We start from the raw sequence: 16,323 nt of genomic DNA, 5'->3' as shown, positions 1-16,323 counted from the left end.
GGTCACCGTCGGACGGGCCGCCACCGCCGATCCGGCTGTCGCCGTCGGACGGGCCGGCAGCGCCGGACCGGTGGTCCGGGCCGCCGCCGACGACCGGTCCGGCGCCTTCGCACCCGAGGAGGAGCACACGTGGAACTGACGGTGAACGGCGCCGGGCGCAGCCTGCCCGGCGACTCGACCGTGGCGGACCTGGTCCGCGCGGTCACCGACCAGCAGCGCGGCCTGGCCGTCGCGGTCAACGGGGAGGTCGTGCCGCGTACCGGCTGGCCGGCGACCGTGCTGCGCGACGGCGACCGGGTCGAGGTGCTCAGCGCCGCCCAGGGCGGGTGACGCGGTGAGCCTCGACCTGGGCGGCGTGCGCCTCACGTCCCGGCTGATCCTCGGCACCGGCGGCGCGGCCAACCTGCGCGTGCTGGAGGACGCGATCCGCGCCTCCGGCACCGAACTGGTCACCCTGGCCCTGCGCCGTGTCGACACCGCCCCCGGCACCGCCGGCGGGCTGCTGGACCTGCTCGACCGGTGCGGGGTGCGGCTGCTGCCGAACACCGCCGGCTGCTACACGGCGGGCGAGGCGGTCAAGGTGGCCCACCTGGCCCGGGAGGCGTTCGGCACCGACTGGGTGAAGCTGGAGGTGATCGGCGACGAGCGCACGCTGCTGCCCGACGGGGTGGAGTTGCTGCGCGCCGCCGAGGAACTCGTCGCGGACGGGTTCGTGGTGCTGCCGTACACGTCGGACGACCCGATTCTGGCGCGGCGGCTGGCCGACGTCGGCTGCGCCGCGGTGATGCCGGCGGGCGCGCCGATCGGCTCGGGCCTGGGCGTGTCGAACCCGCACCACATCCGGCTGATCCGGCAGAGCGTCGACGTGCCGGTGATCCTGGACGCCGGCATCGGCACCGCCTCCGACGCGGCGCTGGCGATGGAGCTGGGCTGCGACGCGGTGCTGCTGGCCAGCGCGGTCACCCGGGCCGCCGACCCGGTGGCGATGGCCACCGCGATGCGGTACGCGGTCGAGGCGGGGCGGCTCGCGTACGGGGCGGGCCGGATCGCCCGCCGCTTCCACGCCCTGGCGTCCACCCCCGACGACGGACGGCCGGACCTGTGACCCGCCCCGGTCCCGTTCCGGCGGATCCTGGTGCGGAAGCGCCCCTGGCGGGGCCGTTCCGTACCAGGATCCCGCGCGGGCCGTCCGGCGTCGTGCTGCTGACCGACCGGTGGCAGGCGGGGCGGCCGTTGACCGAGGTGGTCGCCGGGGCGGTGGCCGGGGGAGTGCGGTGGGTGGTGCTGCGGGAGAAGGACCTGCCCCGCGCCGAGCGCGCCGCCATCGCCGCCGACCTGCGTTCGATCCTCGCCGAGGCGGGCGGCACCCTGGTCGTCGCCGGGCTCGACCCGCTCGACGGGGACGCGGTGCACCTGCCGTCGGCCGGCCCGTACCCGCCACCGCGTCTCGGCCTGGTCGGCCGCTCCTGTCACGACGAGGCCGAGTTGCGCCGCGTCACCAGCGAGGACTACGCGACCCTGTCGCCGGTCTTCCCCAGCCGCAGCAAACCCGGCTACGGCCCACCTCTGCGCCCGGAGGGGCTCCAGGAGTTGATCGAGGCCAGCCCTGTGCCGGTCCTCGCGTTGGGCGGGGTGCAGACCTCCGAGCAGGTACACGCCTGCATCGGGGCCGGAGCGGCGGGAGTGGCGGTGCTCGGCGCGATCATGCGTGCCGACGACTCGACCGAGGTCGCCGCCACGCTCACCGCCGCCTTCCGGTCGGCGGTCTCCCCGCCGCCTCGTACCGCGCAGGACCGCGCGGAGGTCTCCGGTACGAGGCTGCGGCCGACCGTGACCACGGAGGGATCAAGCCTGACCGCCCGGAGTGGGCACGGTCGGCCGCAGCCCCCAAGCGCAACCATGCCGCAGCCTCCCACCCCAACCACCCTGGGGGGCCGATGACACCCACCACCGTGCTCACCGTCGCCGGCTCGGACTCGGGCGGCGGAGCGGGCATCCAGGCCGACCTCAAGGTCTTCGCCGCCCTCGGCGCGTACGGCACCAGCGTGATCACCGCAGTCACCGCGCAGAACACGAGGGGCGTCGACGCCGTCCTGCCGCTGCCGCCGCGCACGGTCACCGAGCAGCTCGACAGCGTGCTCGCCGACTTCGCCGTGCGGGCCGTCAAGGTGGGCATGCTGGGCACCCCGGCCATCGCCGACGCGGTCGCCGACGCCGCCCGGGACGGTCGGCTGCCGCACCTCGTCGTCGACCCGGTGCTCGTCGCCACCAGCGGACACCGGCTGGGCGCGGTCGCCGCGGTCGAGCGGCTGCTGCCGTACGCCCGGGTGGCGACGCCGAACTGCGCGGAGGCGGCGGTCCTCATCGGGCGCCCGGTGACCACGGTCGAGGAGATGGTGGCCGCCGCCGAGGCGCTGGCGGCCGGCGGGCCGGAGCACGTGGTGGTGACCGGCGGCGACGTGGACTTCGACGGCGAGGCGGTGGACGTGCTGCACGGCGACGGGGTCACCACGCTGCTCCGCGCGCCCCGGGTCGCCACCCGGCACAACCACGGCACGGGGTGCTCGTTCTCGGCGGCCGTCGCCGTCCGGCTGGCGCTGGGCGACCCGGTGCCGACGGCGGTCGCCACCGCCAAGGAGTACGTCTTCCGCGCGCTGACCGGCGGGCGGGACTGGGAGTTGGGCGCGGGACGCGGCCCGCTGGACCACTTCGGGTGGTCCGCATGAGCACAGGGGAGGCTGTCATGCAGGCACGTCGCAAGGTCCACGTGGAGGGGTCCCGGCCGGATGTCCGGGTGCCCTTCGCCGAGGTGGAGCTGACCGGCGACAACACGCCGGTCCGGCTCTACGACACCTCCGGGCCCGGGTCCGACCCGGAGGTCGGGCTGCCGCCGTTGCGCGGACCGTGGATCGCCGAGCGCGGGGACGTGGCCCCGGTACGCGGCGCGGGCACGCCGCTGGCCGGGGCGCACGGGAAGCGCCCGACGCAGCTCGCGTACGCCCGGGCGGGAGTCGTCACGCCGGAGATGGAGTTCGTGGCGATCCGGGAGGGCACGGCGCCGGAGTTCGTCCGGGACGAGATCGCCGCCGGGCGGGCGGTGCTGCCGCTCAACGTCAACCACCCCGAGTGCGAGCCGGCGATCATCGGCAAGGCGTTCCTGGTCAAGGTGAACGCCAACATCGGCACCTCGGCGGTCACCTCCTCGGTCGCGGAGGAGGTGGAGAAGCTGACCTGGGCGACCCGGTGGGGCGCGGACACGGTGATGGACCTGTCGACGGGCAAGCGGATCCACGAGACCCGTGAGGCGATCGTGCGGAACTCGCCGGTGCCGATCGGCACCGTGCCGATCTACCAGGCGCTGGAGAAGGTCGGCGGCGACCCGGTGAAGCTGAGCTGGGAGGTGTTCCGGGAGACCGTCGTCGAGCAGGCCGAGCAGGGCGTCGACTACATGACGGTGCACGCGGGGGTGCTGCTGCCGTACGTGCCGCTGGCGGTGGACCGGGTCACCGGGATCGTGTCGCGGGGCGGCTCGATCATGGCCGCCTGGTGCCTGGCCCACCACGAGGAGAACTTCCTCTACACGAACTTCGCCGAGCTGTGCGAGATCCTGGCCCGCTACGACGTGACGTTCTCGCTCGGCGACGGGCTGCGCCCCGGCTCGATCGCGGACGCCAACGACGAGGCGCAGTTCGCCGAACTGCGCACCCTGGGCGAGCTGACGAAGGTCGCCTGGGAGCACGACGTCCAGGTGATGATCGAGGGCCCGGGACACGTGCCCATGCACAAGATCAAGGAGAACGTGGACCTCCAGCAGGAGTGGTGCCACGAGGCGCCGTTCTACACGCTCGGCCCGCTGACCACGGACATCGCCCCGGCGTACGACCACATCACCTCGGCGATCGGCGCCGCCATGATCGGCATGTTCGGTACCGCGATGCTCTGCTACGTGACCCCGAAGGAACACCTCGGGCTGCCGGACCGGGACGACGTGAAGGCCGGCGTGATCGCGTACAAGATCGCGGCGCACGCGGCCGACCTGGCCAAGGGGCACCCCGGTGCGCAGGCGTGGGACGACGCGCTCTCCAAGGCGCGGTTCGAGTTCCGGTGGGAGGACCAGTTCAACCTCTCGCTGGACCCGGAGACCGCGCGGTCGTACCACGACGCGACCCTGCCCGCCGAGCCGGCGAAGACGGCCCACTTCTGCTCGATGTGCGGGCCGAAGTTCTGCTCCATGAAGATCACCCAGGAGCTCAAGGAGTACGCGGCGCGCGGCATGAAGGACAAGTCGGAGGAGTTCGTCTCCTCGGGCGGCCGGGTCTACCTGCCGCTGGCCTGACCCGAAGCGGCGGCCCGCCCCGTGGTGCCGGGGGCAGGCCGCCGCTCGGGCCGGGTCCGGGTCACTCGCGATGGTGGCGGCCGGTCGACCGCAACGACCGCCGACCGCTCTCCTGCTCGGGTTCGTTGTCCGCGATCGGACCGCTCAGGCCGGCGACCCAGTCCACGTACTCCTCGTCCTGTGCCGTCAGCGGCTCGGACTCCCGGTCCGCCGGAGCGTCCTCGGCCCGGGACCGGTTGCGCCGGAACAGCCCCAGCCGACCACGGTTCCGGCCCCCGGGCTGCTCGGCCGGGCCGCCCGACGCCTCGCCGCCGCCCGACGCCTCGCCGCCGGCCGGCGTCTCGGGTGCCTCGGCGGCAGCGGTCCCGTTCCCCGACGCGCCGTCCACCGGCGCCGGCGCGGGGCCCCCGGGTCGCGCGGTGGCGAGGGCGTCCCAGTTCGCCGCCCGCGCCAGGTCGGGCAGCGGGGCCCGGTGTCGGGGCCGGGGCGCCGGCTCGGGCGTGGGCTCCGCGGCGGCCGGGCGGGGCGCGTCGAGGGCGTCGTCGGGCCCGACCCGGGGCGCTGCCGGCCACGCCGGTGCGGGCCGCCAGGCCGGCCGGGGCGCCGGGTCCGGCTCGCCGCCCCGACCGGCCGCCGGCTCGTCGGTGGGCAGGAGTGGCACCGCGCGCGGACCGCTGCCGTCCGGATCCGGCACGTGGGAGCCGGCCCCGGACGTCGTGCCGAACAGGTCGGCGGTCGGGGCGGCCCCGTCGATCCGATCCGCTCCGGTGGCCGGACGGACTTCGGTGGCCGGACTGACTTCGGTGGCCGGACGGACCTCGGTGGTGGGACCCGCCTCGGCCCTGGGACCGACTCCGGCGGTCGGCCCTACCTCGGCGGTCGGGGCCGGTCCGGCGGCACTGCTCGCCGTCTGCGCGGTTGCGTCGGCCCCGGCCGGCCGTGCCCCTGCCGCGGCGGTGGTCGGTGCCGTGGCCTGAGCGCCGGCACGCGGTGCCGCCGGTGGGGTCGCCGGATCGGCGGGGGAGTCGACGACCGCGGGCGTCGGGTCGGCGCTGTTCGCCGCCGCAGCCGCCGGCTGTTTCGCCGACCGGGGCTTGCGGGTGCGGCGGGGCTTGGGGGCGGCCGGGACGGCCGGCTGTGCGGGGGGCGCGGCGGCCTCGGCCGCAACCGGTGGCTGCTCGCCTGCAGCCGTACGGGCCTGGGCGCCCTCGTCGGCGCGGTCCCGCCTGGCGGCGGGCACGGCCTCCACCGGGGGCGGCGATCCCACCGCGTCCGTCGCGTCCGTAACCTCCGGTACCGGCGATCCCGCCGCGTCCGTTGCCGCTGGCGACTCGGCCGATCCCGCCGCATCAGCCGCCGATGATTCGGCGGAGGCCGCCGCATCCGTTGTCGTCCGCGACCTGGCCGGGTGTGCCGCGGCGGCGACCGGCGGGGCCGGCGATCGCGGCGGCGGCGCCGTATCCGTTGCCGGGTGCGCCGCGTCCGGAATCGGCGGGGGCGGCGATCCGGCGGAGGCTGCGGCGTCCGTTGTCGCCGCTGACTCGGCGGGTTGTGCCGCGTCTGTGACCGGTGGGGGTGGCGATCCGGCAGAGCGCACGACGTCCGTCGTCGCCATTGACCCGACCGGGTGCGCCGCGTCGGCGACCGGCGGGGGCGGCGATCCGGCAGAGAACGCCGCGTCCGCCGTTGCCGGTGCCCCGGTCGGGTGTGCCGCGCCCGCAACCTCCGGGGGCGATCCTGCGGCCCGGTCCAGTGCCACGGAAGTCGGGGTCACGGAAGTCGGGGCCGGAGCGGCGGCGGGTGTCGTCGGGACGGTGGTGCCGTCGGCCGGCCAGTCCCAGTGCGCCGGGACGGCCCGGGGCGGCGGGGCGTCGTCGCCGGGGGTCCCGCCGGGGTCCGTACCCCCGGGCCGGTCGGCGGCGACGCGTCCGGCGTCGGCCAGGTCGACCGTCGCCGGCTCGTCGGCCCCGGCGGCCGGCTCCGGGGCGTGCGGCAGCGCGGGACCGGCGGGCAGCGGGCGCAGGATGTCGGTCGGCTCGATGGCGCCGCCGGGGGCGGTGCGCGTGACGAGCGGCCAGCGCAGCAGCGCGGCGGCGGCTGAACCGAGCGCGCCGGCGGCCACCGCGAACAAGGCCCCGTAGTACGGCGTGAGCTGGTAGCGGTCGGTCGCGTCGCCCGGACCGGCGGTCAGGTAGGCGAACGCCACCAGCACCGGACCTGCCACCCCGATCGCGCCGTTGACCAGCGGCGGGTGGCCGCGCCACCGGGCCAGCCCGCCGGTCGCCGCGCCGGCGAGCAGCGCCACCAGGGGCAGGATCACCAGGGCCAGTTGCTGGGCCGCGCCGGCGTCGAGCCAGGCCGGCTCCAGCACCCCGAGCCGTACGCTGGGCAGCGGCCCGGTCGAGGCGACCGACGGCGCCGTCGACAGCAGCGCCAGCAGCCAGACCGCGCCCGCGACCGCCGCGATGTTCCATCCCACCGGCGGCCGGAGCAGGACGGCGAGTGCGGCGCCCGCGCCGGCCAGCGCGCCGAGGACGGCGCAGATGCCGACGGCCCAGACCGGGTCCATCGCGACGAGTTCGGCGGCCCGGGCGGGCTGCATGCAGAGCGGCGCGACGACGGTCGCGCCCAGCGCGGCGCCGCTGGCGACGGCGAGGTGGCGGCCGGTGCCGGCCACCATGCCGTCCCGGCGGGCGAGGCGTTCGGTGAGCACCGCGCCGACCACGGCGGCGTTGGCGGCGAACCAGCCCGCCCAGACGAGCTGGGCCGGCCACTGGTTGACGGTGGCGCCGGTGAAGGTGCCGGCGAGCCGGACGATGCCGAAGCCGAACGCGACGCCGAGCTGACCGGCCCCGGCCAGCAGGCTCACCCCGAGCGCCGTGAGCAGCAGTCTGCCCCAGGTCCGATAGGCCATGTCCGGCACGTTACGCACCTGTTGGGCAGGTCGCCACCGGCGCGCCGCGAGCGGGGTCGGCCCGCCCGGCCAGCGGTTACTTCAGCTCGACCAGCCGCGCCAGGTACGTCGTGTCGCCGACGTCGGTCAGCATGTGCACGGCGCCCGGGTCCCGGTAGACCACCCCGCCGGTCGGTTCGTCGGCGTCGATCGTGGTCCCGTCGAGCTGCGCGTCGGCTATCGGGTTCCGTCCAGTCGGGGGAGCACCTCGGCGGCGATGAGCTCCAGGTGGTCGAGGTCCGCGAGGTCGATCAGCCGAAGGTGCACCCGCGTGGCGCCGATCGCGGCGAACTCCCCGATCCGGTCGACGAGCTGCGCGGGCGAGCCGACCACCGGGTCCTCCGGCGGCAGCGCGCTATTGACGTGCAGCGGGGCGGCCCGGCGCTGTGCCTCGGCGTCGGTACGGCCGATCGCGACCACGATCCCGGCGGAGAGCGTCAGCGGGCCGCGCCCGGACTCGGCCCGGCCGGCCCGGTCGCAGGCCTCCCGCACCCGCTCGTACGCCTCGGCGGTCTCCGTGACGGTCTTGAACGGCATGTTGAACTCGTCGGCGTACCGGGCGGCGAGGTCGGGGGTGCGCTTCGGGCCGCGTCCGCCGACGATGACCGTCGGCCCGGGCACCTGCACGGGCTTCGGCAGCGCGGGGGCGTCGACCAGCCGGTAGTGGTCGCCGGTGAAGCTGTACGTCTCGCCCGGCGGGGTCCGCCACAGCCCGGTGATGACCTCCAGCTGCTCGGCCAGCCGGTCGAAGCGCTCGCCGACCCGGGGGAACGGGATGCCGTAGGAGGTGTGCTCCCGCTCGTACCAGCCGGCGCCGATGCCCAGCTCGACCCGGCCGCCGCTCATCTGGTCGACCTGGGCCACCATCACCGCCAGCGGGCCGGGCAGCCGGAACGTGGCCGAGGTGACCAGCGTGCCGAGCCGGATCCGGCTGGTCTCCCGGGCCAGCGCGGCCAGGGTCAGCCAGGCGTCGGTCGGGCCGGGCAGCTCGGCGTCGTCGCCCAACGCCTGGTAGTGGTCGGCGCGGAGGAAGCCCTCGAACCCGCCGTCCTCGGCCAGCCGGGCGAAGCGGAGCTGGTCGTCGTAGGTGGCGCCCCGGTGCGGCTCCGTGAACACGGAAACCCGCATGCTCATCGTCCCTCCGCGCCGGCCGTCGCCGGCAGGTCCCGCTCCATGAGGAGTTCGTGCAGGTCGGCGCTGACCCGCGCGACGTCCGCCAGGTGCGCGTTGCGGCCGAGGGTGCGCGGCCGGGGAATGTTGACGTCGACCACCTTGCGGATCCGGCCGGGCCGGGGGCTGAGCACGACCACCCGGTCGGCCAGCAGCACCGCCTCGTCGATCGAGTGGGTGACGAAGACGACGGTGGCCTGGGACTCCATGTGCACCCGCTGGAGTTCGCCGGAGAGTTCCTCGCGGGTGAGCGCGTCGAGCGCGGAGAACGGCTCGTCCATCAGCATCACCCGGGGCTCGCCGATCAGCGACCGGCACAGCGAGACCCGCTGCTGCATGCCGCCGGACAGCTCGTGCGGCAGCCGCTTCTCGAAGCCGCCCAGCCCGGCGAGGTCCAGCAGCTGCCGGGCCCGCTCGCGGTGCTTGGCCCGCTTCCAGCCGAACATCTCCACCGGGAGCAGGACGTTGTCCAGCACCGTGCGCCAGGGGAGCAGGGCCGGCCGCTGGAACAGCATGGCGATGTCGCGGCGGGGCCTGGTGATCGGCGTACCGGCCACGGTGATCTCGCCGTCGGACACCGGCAGGAGGCCAGCAATCAGGCGCAGCAGCGTGGACTTGCCGCATCCGGAGCGGCCGAGCACCGCCACGAACTCGCCCTCGGCGACGTGCAGGTCGATACCGCGCAGCGCCTCCACCCGGCCGCTGCGGCCGTCGAAGGTGCGGGACACCCCGGACAGGCGGATCATCTCCGGCGGCCTCCCTGACTCAGTGATCAGCAGTCGCGGCACAGGGTAGCTGGCCTGCGTCCGTCGCGCAGCGTCCGGGGTGGATCACCTGGCCAATCCGCAGTGGATGACGGCGGGCCGTCACGGGCGGACACGAGTTGTGTCCGTACCGCAACCCGATACGGCTGGCACCGCAAAGGTTGTTTTCTCGTACGCTGTGCCCGCGATGGATCCCCTCACGACGGTGGAGCCGGCAACCCCTCCGCCGGCCCGCCAGACAACCCCCACCGGGCGGCGGCGAGCCGTACCGGTCGGAAAGGACATGGTGCACTGATGAGAAGGCTGACCCGTACGGTCGCCACAGCCGCGCTGGCCACCGCCCTCGCCCTGGTCTCCGCGTGCAGCGGCTCGGACTCCGGCGACGGTGCCAAGGGCGGCAACGGCGGGGCGCTGGAGAAGGTGACCTACCTCACCTCGTTCGGCAACTTCGGCCGTGACTCCTACGCCTGGGTGGCGAAGGAGAAGGGCTTCTTCAAGGAGGCCGGGTTCGACGTCGAGATCAAGCCGGGGCAGGGCACCGGCATGGTGATCCAGACGATCGTCGGCGGGCAGGCCGACTTCGGCCCGATCGACCTCACCGGTGGGCTGCTCCAGTTCGGCAACGGCCAGGCCAAGGACTTCGTCGCGGTCGCCGCCATCCAGCAGCGCACCATGGCCGCCATTGCGACCGTCGAGGGCAAGGGCATCGCGTCGCCGAAGGACCTGGAGGGCAAGAAGCTCGCCGACACCCCCACCTCCGTCGTCCGCAACCTCTTCCCGACGTACGCCCGGATGGCCGGCGTGGACGCCACCAGGGTGACCTGGGTCAACGGCGAAGCCCAGGCGCTGATCGGCACCCTCGCCGCCGGCACGGTGGACGGCATCGGCCAGTTCGTCGTCGGCCAACCCACCATCGAGACCGTGACCAAGAAGAAGGCGGTCCTGCTGCCGTACAGCAACGTGATGCAGGACCTCTACGGCAACGTGCTGATCACCTCCTCGAAGATCGCCAAGGAGAAGCCGGAGATGGTCAAGCGGTTCACGCAGGCCCTGATGAAGGGCCTCGAGTACTCGCTGACCAACCCGCAGGAGGCGGGCAACATCCTGAAGAAGAACGTCGACGCCGCCAACCCGGCTGCCGCTGCCGCCGAGCTGCAGCTGATGGCCGGCTACGTGCGGTCCAGCAACTCCGGCACCCAGCTCGGCACGCTGGACAGCGGCCGGGTGGCCAAGAGCATCGCGATCCTGCAGGGCGCGGGCCAGCTCAAGCAGAACATCACCCCCGACCAGATCATCGACTTCAGCCTCGCGCCGAAGGCCTGATCGACGCCGACAGTTCCGCGGGGGTGCGACCCACCGGGATGACCGGAGGGCGCACCCCCGCCGCGTGCCGGCCCTGGCCGGCAGGAGAGGAGGACCCGTGACGGAGACGACAGGTACCCGGTCCGACCCGACCGAGGCGGGGCGCGAGGCGGTCGCTCCGGCCCCGGCCGGCGCGTCCGGCGTGGCGACGCCCACCACGCCGCCGGTTGCGGGGGCCGCCCGCCGATCCGGCGTACGCCCGGCGGCCGTCGGCCTGCCGCTGCTCGGCGCGGTGATCGCGCTGATCGTCTGGTGGCTGGTCACGTCGGTGCTGGAGCTGGTGCACCCGGCGTCCCTGCCGCCGCCGCAGGCGGTGTGGAAATCGATGACCGCGTCGGCCGACGTGCTGCTGCCGGCGCTGGGGGTGACCACGCTGCTGACGCTGGTCGGCTTCCTGCTCTCGGCGGTCGCCGGGGTGCTGATCGGGATGGCCCTGGCCGCGTCCCGCCGCGTCGAGCGGATGTTCGCGCCGCTGCTGGTGGCGGTCAACGCGGTGCCGAAGATCGCCCTCGGTCCGCTGCTGGTGGTCTCGGTCGGCTGGGGGGAGAAGCCCATCCTGACCATGGTGTTCCTGCTGTGCTTCTTCCCGATCGTGCTCTCCACCGCGACCGGTCTCACCACCACCCCGGCGGACCTGGCCGAGCTGGCCAGGTCGCTGAACGCGTCGTGGTGGCAGGCGTTCCGCAAGGTGCGCTTCCCGGCCGCGCTGCCGCAGGTCTTCGTCGGCCTCAAGGTGGCGATGCCGCTGGCGGCGATCGGCGCGGTGATCGGCGAGTTCTACTCGGACAAGCCGGGGCTGGGCTACCAGATCCTGCAGTACAACGGCATCGGCGACACCGCGACCGCCTGGGCGGCGATCGTGCTGATCGCGCTGATGAGCATCCTGCTCTACAGCGCCCTGTCCCTGGTCGAGCGCCTCGCGCTGCCCTGGGTCCGGGCCACCACGTCCGCCCGGTGACCGTCGTCGACGGGTGACCGGTCACCCGAGGTCGACCGGTCACCGGACGTCGACCGAAAGCCTGCTAGACCAGCAGCCAAGGTGTGGCCCGCCGTGCCCGGCGCAGGGATCAAGCCTGACCGCCCGGAGCCGGGTACGGCGGGCCACACCGCCCCACCCCGCCCGGAGCCGGGTACGGCGGGCCACACCGCCCCACAACCCTCACCCCGCGAGGCGCCACCGACCGTTGCGGGCGACCAGGGTGGTCAGGGCCTGCGGCATCAGGCCGGAGTGGTTGTCCGGCGTCATCCGGATCGGGCCGGACAGGCCGTCCATCTGCGACGTCTCCAGCACGTCGCGGATGCCGTCGCGGTCGACCCGGCCGGGCTCGCCGCCGGCGCGCAGTTCGGCGTCCGCGATGAGCTGCACGGCGTCGGCCGCGAACGAGGACGAGCCGTTGTAGCCGCCGAACCGGGCGGTGTAGTCCTGGAACCACTGCCGGCGGGCCGCCTTCGCCGGGGTGGTGGCGATGACGTCGTCGATCACCATGGTCTGGGTGAAGACCAAGGTCGCCCGCTCGGTCGCCCGGGCGGCGGTGCCGAGGAAGAGGTCGCCGGCGGCCGCCGCGTCGAAGAAGAGCGATCCCTTGAACTTGGCCTGCTGGGCCGCGGTGGCGGCGAGCGCCGCCTGCTCCGGCGAGGTCCACACCACCAGCGCGTCCGGCTTCTCCTCGGTCAGCGCCTTGACCTGCTCGCCGACCTCGGTGTCGGTGGTCTTGACCGACTCCTCGCTCGGCGGCTTGATGCCGCTCTTCGCGAACTCGCTGCGCAGCGCGGCCAGCCCCTCGCGCCCGTAGTCGTCGTCGCTGTACAGCACGCCGGCCTTCTTGACGCCCTTGCGGCGCATCTCGACGGCGAGGGCGGCGGCGCTGTCGGCCGCGTTGGGGGCGAGCTTGAACACGTACCGGCGGTCGGCGATCGGGCTGGACACCGCGCCGGACGAGGCGAGTGCAATGGCGGGAATTCGCTTCTCGTTGATGGTCCGGACGGCGCCGACCGCGCATTCGTTGCAGCCGCCCATGATGATCGCGCTGACTTGCGAATCGGCGCTGAAGTCACCGATGTTGCGCAGCGACTCGGCCGGGTCCGACCGGTTGTCCTTCACCTTGAGTTCGATCCTCCGGCCGTCCAGCGCGCCCGAGGAGTTAAGTTGCTCGATCTTCAGTTCCAGCGCCCGCTGGTACGCCTTGCCGACGGCCGCCGCCGCGCCGGAGAGTTCGAGGTCCGCCGCGATGACGATGGGACTGGTGTCCTGCTCGTCCGCGCCGAACTGGCAGCCGGTGAGCGTGGTGGCCAGCACGGCCGATGCGAGCGCCGCGGCGGTCGCGGAGCGGATGGTGCTCAACTCAGTCCTCCAGATGCGGCCCGGGGCGCTGCCCGGTCACCGCCGGGTTGTTTCCGTCCTCAGTGGAGGAACGGTATCGGTCTGCCGTACGGTGTGCGCGAAGCCTGCAAAACCTTGCCAACGCCGGGCCCTGTGGTCAAGCGCGGGGGTCGGAGGCGTTTCGGGACGCGTATCCCACATGGTGGGGCCGCGAGAAGTTTGCCAGCGCTTACTAATCCGACATGGACGACCACCCTGGAGTTACATGCCCTGTTCACGGGCATGAAGAATTGAAGGTATTAGTTGACCGGATCACGGGATGCGTGCCCTCCGACCGTTTCCTTCCCCACTGCGGCTTCCCAAACAGGATCGCTTCTGATGAAATCGCGGCCGTGCCGCGTGTGGCGCAGTCCGCTGCACCGGGCGCGAGTCGGCGGGGCAGGCGTGGAAGAAACGACGGAGGCGATGTCGTGAGCACCGGACCGACGACCCTGCCCGACGGCGGCGAGAGGGAGCAGCCGAAGCGCGGGCGCATGCCCCGGCTGCGCGACGCGCGGATCCGCTCCAAGCTCGCGCTGATCCTGGTGGTGCCGGTCGCCGCGGTGATCGCGCTGGCCACCGTCCGGCTCATCTCCGTCGGCGAGGGCGCCCTGGACGCGACCCAGGCCCGGGCCGTCACCGCGCTCTCCATCGACATCTCCGCGATGACCCAGGACCTGCACGCCGAGCGGATGGCGGCGTCCGCCTTCCTGGCCGCGCCGCAGCAGAAGGCCGACGCCTACAACCTGCGGGTGCGCAGCACCGACGCGCGGATCGACGCCTACCGGGCGGAGCGCGGGCGGATCGGCGAGGTGCCGGCCGCCGTCCGGGACCGGCTGGCCACCATCGACGAGCACCTGGAGACGCTGGCCGCCACCCGGCAGAAGGTGCTGGACCGCCAGCAGATGGCGGTCGCCGAGGCGGCGCTGCGCTACGGCGTCATCATCACCGACCTGGTCGCGTACGGCGACGGGCTCGCCCAGCTGCCCGGCGAGGAGCGGCTGGCCGACGCCCGGCGTGCGGTCGCCGCGTTCGCCCGCGCCAAGGCGGCCGTCGCCGAGGAGCAGTCGGTCGCCTTCACCGCGCTGAGCGCCGGCGCGCTCGACGAGGAGCAGTTCTCCTCCTTCGTCGCCACCCTGACCAGCCAGCAGGAGGCGCTGCTCGCCTTCTCCCTGGCCGCCGACCCGACCCAGCGCGCCCTCGTCGACGGCACCGTCTCCGGCGACGCGGTCACCCTCGCCGACCGGGTCGCGGCCGACATCACCCGCTCGGTCGGGCAGCCCTCGCTGGTGACCGCCCAGGAGGCCACCGCCGCCTTCGGCGCGGTCAACGACCTCATGCGGTGGGCCGAGATCCGGCTTCAGGACCGGCTGCTCGACCAGGCCGACCAGGCCCGCTCGGACGTCATCCGGCAGGCCGTCGTCGAGTCGGTGCTGGTGCTGCTCACGCTCGCCATCGCGGTCAGCCTCGCCGTGGTGCTGGCCCGCTCGCTCAACCGCTCGCTCCGCCGGCTGCGGGAGGGCGCCCTCTCGGTGGCCAACCACGACCTGCCGGACGCGGTGAAGCGGCTTCAGAACGTCGGCAACGTCGGCGACGGCGGCGTCGACGAGATCGTCCGGCAGGTGCGCGACCCGATCCAGCTCAACAGCCGCGACGAGGTCGGGCAGGTGGCGCTCGCCTTCAACGTCGTGCACCGCGAGGCGGTCCGCGTGGCCGCCGAGCAGGCCGCGCTGCGCACCAGCGTCTCGGCGATGTTCCTCAACCTGGCCCGGCGCAGTCAGACCCTGGTCGACCGGATGATCGGCGAGCTGGACGCGATCGAGCGCGGCGAGGAGGACCCGAAGCGGCTGGCGCAGCTCTTCGAGCTGGACCACCTCGCCACCCGGATGCGCCGCAACGACGAGAACCTGCTCGTCCTGGCCGGCGCCGACTCGGCCGTGCCGCGCCGCGACGACGCCCTCCTGGTGGACGTGCTGCGCGCCGCGCAGTCCGAGGTCGAGCTCTACAACCGGATCGAGTTCGGCACCGTCGACACCGACATCTCGGTGGCGGCGCACGCGGTCAACGACGTGGTCCGGCTGGTCGCCGAGCTGCTCGACAACGCCACCCGTTTCTCGCCGCCGACCACCACCGTGGTCGCCGACGGCCGGCGCATCCGGGACTACGTGCTGATCCAGGTGGAGGACCGGGGCCTCGGCCTGACCGACGAGCAGTTGGACTCGCTGAACCGCCGGCTGGCGGCCCCGCCGAGCGTCGACGTCGCGGCGTTCCGGCTGATGGGCCTGGCCGTGGTCAGTCGGCTCGCCTCCCGCTACGGCATCCGGGTGGAGCTGCGCCGGAACGTGGAGGGCGGCACCGTCGCCCAGGTGACGCTCCCCGCCGCGACGGTGGTCCTGCCGCAGCTCCCCAGCCGCGACCAGCAGATCACCCGGCCCCGGCAGCCGCTCGCCGTCGAGCAGACGCCGCTCACCCCCGTCGGTCTCGGCGAGCCGCTCGCCGGAACGGGGCGTACCGCCACCCTCACCGACCAGTGGCGGTCCGCGCCGGCGCCGTGGCAGGCGCCCGAGCAGGCGCGGGACGCCGCGTCGCCGGTGCAGGCCGGCGGCCTGACCGGGACGCCGTCGGCCCCTCCGGCGACGCCGACCCAGCCGACCTTCACCGGCGGCGGGGTCTCGGTCGGCACGCCGACCGTCGCCTACCCCGCGGTCGAGCCGCTGCCCAAGCGTGTCCCCGCGGCGGAGGCCGCCGCGCCGGTGCTGCCGGCCGGCCCGGTCGCCGGCCAGCCGGCCACCACCCCGCTGCCGGCCGGTCCCGCCGCGGCGGGCGGATTCGGAGCGGGTGCGGGCCGTGGCCTCGGGGCCAACCTGGCTGCCACCGCCCCGGCCGCGCCGATCACCCCGGCCGCGCCGATCACCCCGGCCGCGCCGATCACCCCGCGCGCCGAGCTGCCGGCCGAGGCGCCCATCTTCCGCGAGATGGAGGCGGTGTGGTTCCGCTCGCACGGCAACGACGCCACCGCCATCTTCACCCGCCCGGACTTCAGCCAGCCGCCGCAGGCCCAGCCGTCGGCCGGCCAGCCGTCCGCGGCCCAGCCGGCCGCGGCGCAGCCGACGACGGGCGAGTCGCGCCCGCCACGGCTGCCCACGCGTACGCCGGGCAGCACGGCCACCCCGCCGCCCGCGCAGCCGCCGCCACCGTCGTACACCCCGCCGGCCCCGGCCCCGGCCCCGGCGCGGCCCGTGACGCTGGACGCGCCCCCCGCGACGCCGGCCGCGACGCCGGTTGTTCGGCCGTTCGGCCCATGTCGGACATCGGGGACTAGCCGGACCATGGGAGACGCGTCGGCCGGCGGGACCCCGGCCGATGTCTATACATGTGG

Annotated in this window: 11 protein-coding genes and 2 pseudogenes; 8 read left to right on the top strand and 5 right to left on the bottom strand. The window is 74.5% G+C overall.

Annotation, left to right across the window (positions count from 1 at the left end; all coding sequences use genetic code 11):
* Window positions 1–129: 129 nt before the first annotated feature.
* The 5 genes and pseudogenes from thiS to thiC all read left to right on the top strand — a co-directional run bounded on the left by thiS (window position 130) and on the right by thiC (window position 4,336).
* Entirely contained in the window at window positions 130–330 is a 201-nt protein-coding gene (thiS, locus tag AB0G14_RS01110) for a sulfur carrier protein ThiS (protein WP_357692511.1), read from the top strand.
* A gap of 4 nt (window positions 331–334) precedes the next feature.
* Complete coding sequence (locus AB0G14_RS01105) at window positions 335–1,105, top strand: thiazole synthase (RefSeq protein ID WP_357692509.1); 771 nt, start codon at window positions 335–337, stop codon at window positions 1,103–1,105.
* 68 nt (window positions 1,106–1,173) lie between these two features.
* Window positions 1,174–1,755: pseudogene (locus tag AB0G14_RS01100) on the top strand (thiamine phosphate synthase); the annotation flags it as partial.
* A 182-nt stretch (window positions 1,756–1,937) separates the two neighbouring features.
* A complete protein-coding gene (gene thiD / locus AB0G14_RS01095; RefSeq protein WP_357692506.1) occupies window positions 1,938–2,726 on the top strand; it encodes a bifunctional hydroxymethylpyrimidine kinase/phosphomethylpyrimidine kinase in 789 nt (262 codons plus the stop codon).
* A gap of 17 nt (window positions 2,727–2,743) precedes the next feature.
* Window positions 2,744–4,336 (top strand): phosphomethylpyrimidine synthase ThiC, encoded by a 1,593-nt coding sequence (gene thiC / locus AB0G14_RS01090; RefSeq protein WP_357692504.1) that lies wholly within the window; start codon window positions 2,744–2,746, stop codon window positions 4,334–4,336.
* A gap of 61 nt (window positions 4,337–4,397) precedes the next feature.
* On the opposite strand, the gene AB0G14_RS01085 is transcribed toward thiC, so the two are convergent.
* From AB0G14_RS01085 to AB0G14_RS01070, 4 genes and pseudogenes are all read right to left on the bottom strand, one after another.
* Complete coding sequence (locus AB0G14_RS01085) at window positions 4,398–7,250, bottom strand: hypothetical protein (protein WP_357692502.1); 2,853 nt, start codon at window positions 7,248–7,250, stop codon at window positions 4,398–4,400.
* A gap of 76 nt (window positions 7,251–7,326) precedes the next feature.
* Window positions 7,327–7,455 (bottom strand): annotated as a pseudogene (locus tag AB0G14_RS01080) (cupin); the annotation flags it as partial.
* A gap of 11 nt (window positions 7,456–7,466) precedes the next feature.
* Window positions 7,467–8,417 (bottom strand): LLM class F420-dependent oxidoreductase, encoded by a 951-nt coding sequence (locus AB0G14_RS01075; protein WP_357692778.1) that lies wholly within the window; start codon window positions 8,415–8,417, stop codon window positions 7,467–7,469.
* Between the two features lie 2 nt (window positions 8,418–8,419).
* Window positions 8,420–9,205 carry an ABC transporter ATP-binding protein gene (locus AB0G14_RS01070; protein WP_357692500.1) on the bottom strand — a complete coding sequence of 262 codons (786 nt, stop codon included), beginning with the start codon at window positions 9,203–9,205 and terminating at the stop codon, window positions 8,420–8,422.
* 312 nt (window positions 9,206–9,517) lie between these two features.
* On the opposite strand from AB0G14_RS01070, the gene AB0G14_RS01065 reads away from it, so the two are divergent.
* Together AB0G14_RS01065 and AB0G14_RS01060 are read left to right on the top strand one after the other, a co-directional pair.
* A complete protein-coding gene (locus tag AB0G14_RS01065) occupies window positions 9,518–10,546 on the top strand; it encodes an ABC transporter substrate-binding protein (RefSeq protein ID WP_357692498.1) in 1,029 nt (342 codons plus the stop codon).
* Between the two features lie 181 nt (window positions 10,547–10,727).
* Window positions 10,728–11,543 (top strand): ABC transporter permease, encoded by an 816-nt coding sequence (locus AB0G14_RS01060; protein WP_357692776.1) that lies wholly within the window; start codon window positions 10,728–10,730, stop codon window positions 11,541–11,543.
* A gap of 201 nt (window positions 11,544–11,744) precedes the next feature.
* Here the strand turns inward: AB0G14_RS01060 and AB0G14_RS01055 are convergent, their stop codons facing one another.
* Window positions 11,745–12,926 carry an ABC transporter substrate-binding protein gene (locus tag AB0G14_RS01055; protein WP_357692496.1) on the bottom strand — a complete coding sequence of 394 codons (1,182 nt, stop codon included), beginning with the start codon at window positions 12,924–12,926 and terminating at the stop codon, window positions 11,745–11,747.
* A 449-nt stretch (window positions 12,927–13,375) separates the two neighbouring features.
* Here AB0G14_RS01055 and AB0G14_RS01050 point away from each other — a divergent pair.
* On the top strand, window positions 13,376–16,323 hold a 2,948-nt coding region (locus AB0G14_RS01050), incomplete at its 3' end, for a sensor histidine kinase (protein WP_357692493.1).

Origin of the sequence: Micromonospora sp. NPDC023814, from assembly GCF_040639595.1 — a bacterium.
Classification (GTDB): Bacteria; Actinomycetota; Actinomycetes; order Mycobacteriales; family Micromonosporaceae; genus Micromonospora.
Note: the sequence above shows the minus strand (reverse complement) of the source record. Positions and strands in the feature narration are given on the sequence as shown.

What these genes read in the sequence shown, in the direction of transcription:
- thiC (WP_357692504.1), top strand. Translation starts at nt 2,744, where the DNA reads ATGCAGGCACGTCGCAAGGTCCACGTGGAGGGGTCCCGGCCGGATGTC.
- AB0G14_RS01085 (WP_357692502.1), bottom strand. Translation starts at nt 7,250, where the DNA reads ATGGCCTATCGGACCTGGGGCAGACTGCTGCTCACGGCGCTCGGGGTG.
- thiD (WP_357692506.1), top strand. Translation starts at nt 1,938, where the DNA reads ATGACACCCACCACCGTGCTCACCGTCGCCGGCTCGGACTCGGGCGGC.
- AB0G14_RS01075 (WP_357692778.1), bottom strand. Translation starts at nt 8,417, where the DNA reads ATGCGGGTTTCCGTGTTCACGGAGCCGCACCGGGGCGCCACCTACGAC.
- AB0G14_RS01070 (WP_357692500.1), bottom strand. Translation starts at nt 9,205, where the DNA reads ATGATCCGCCTGTCCGGGGTGTCCCGCACCTTCGACGGCCGCAGCGGC.
- AB0G14_RS01065 (WP_357692498.1), top strand. Translation starts at nt 9,518, where the DNA reads ATGAGAAGGCTGACCCGTACGGTCGCCACAGCCGCGCTGGCCACCGCC.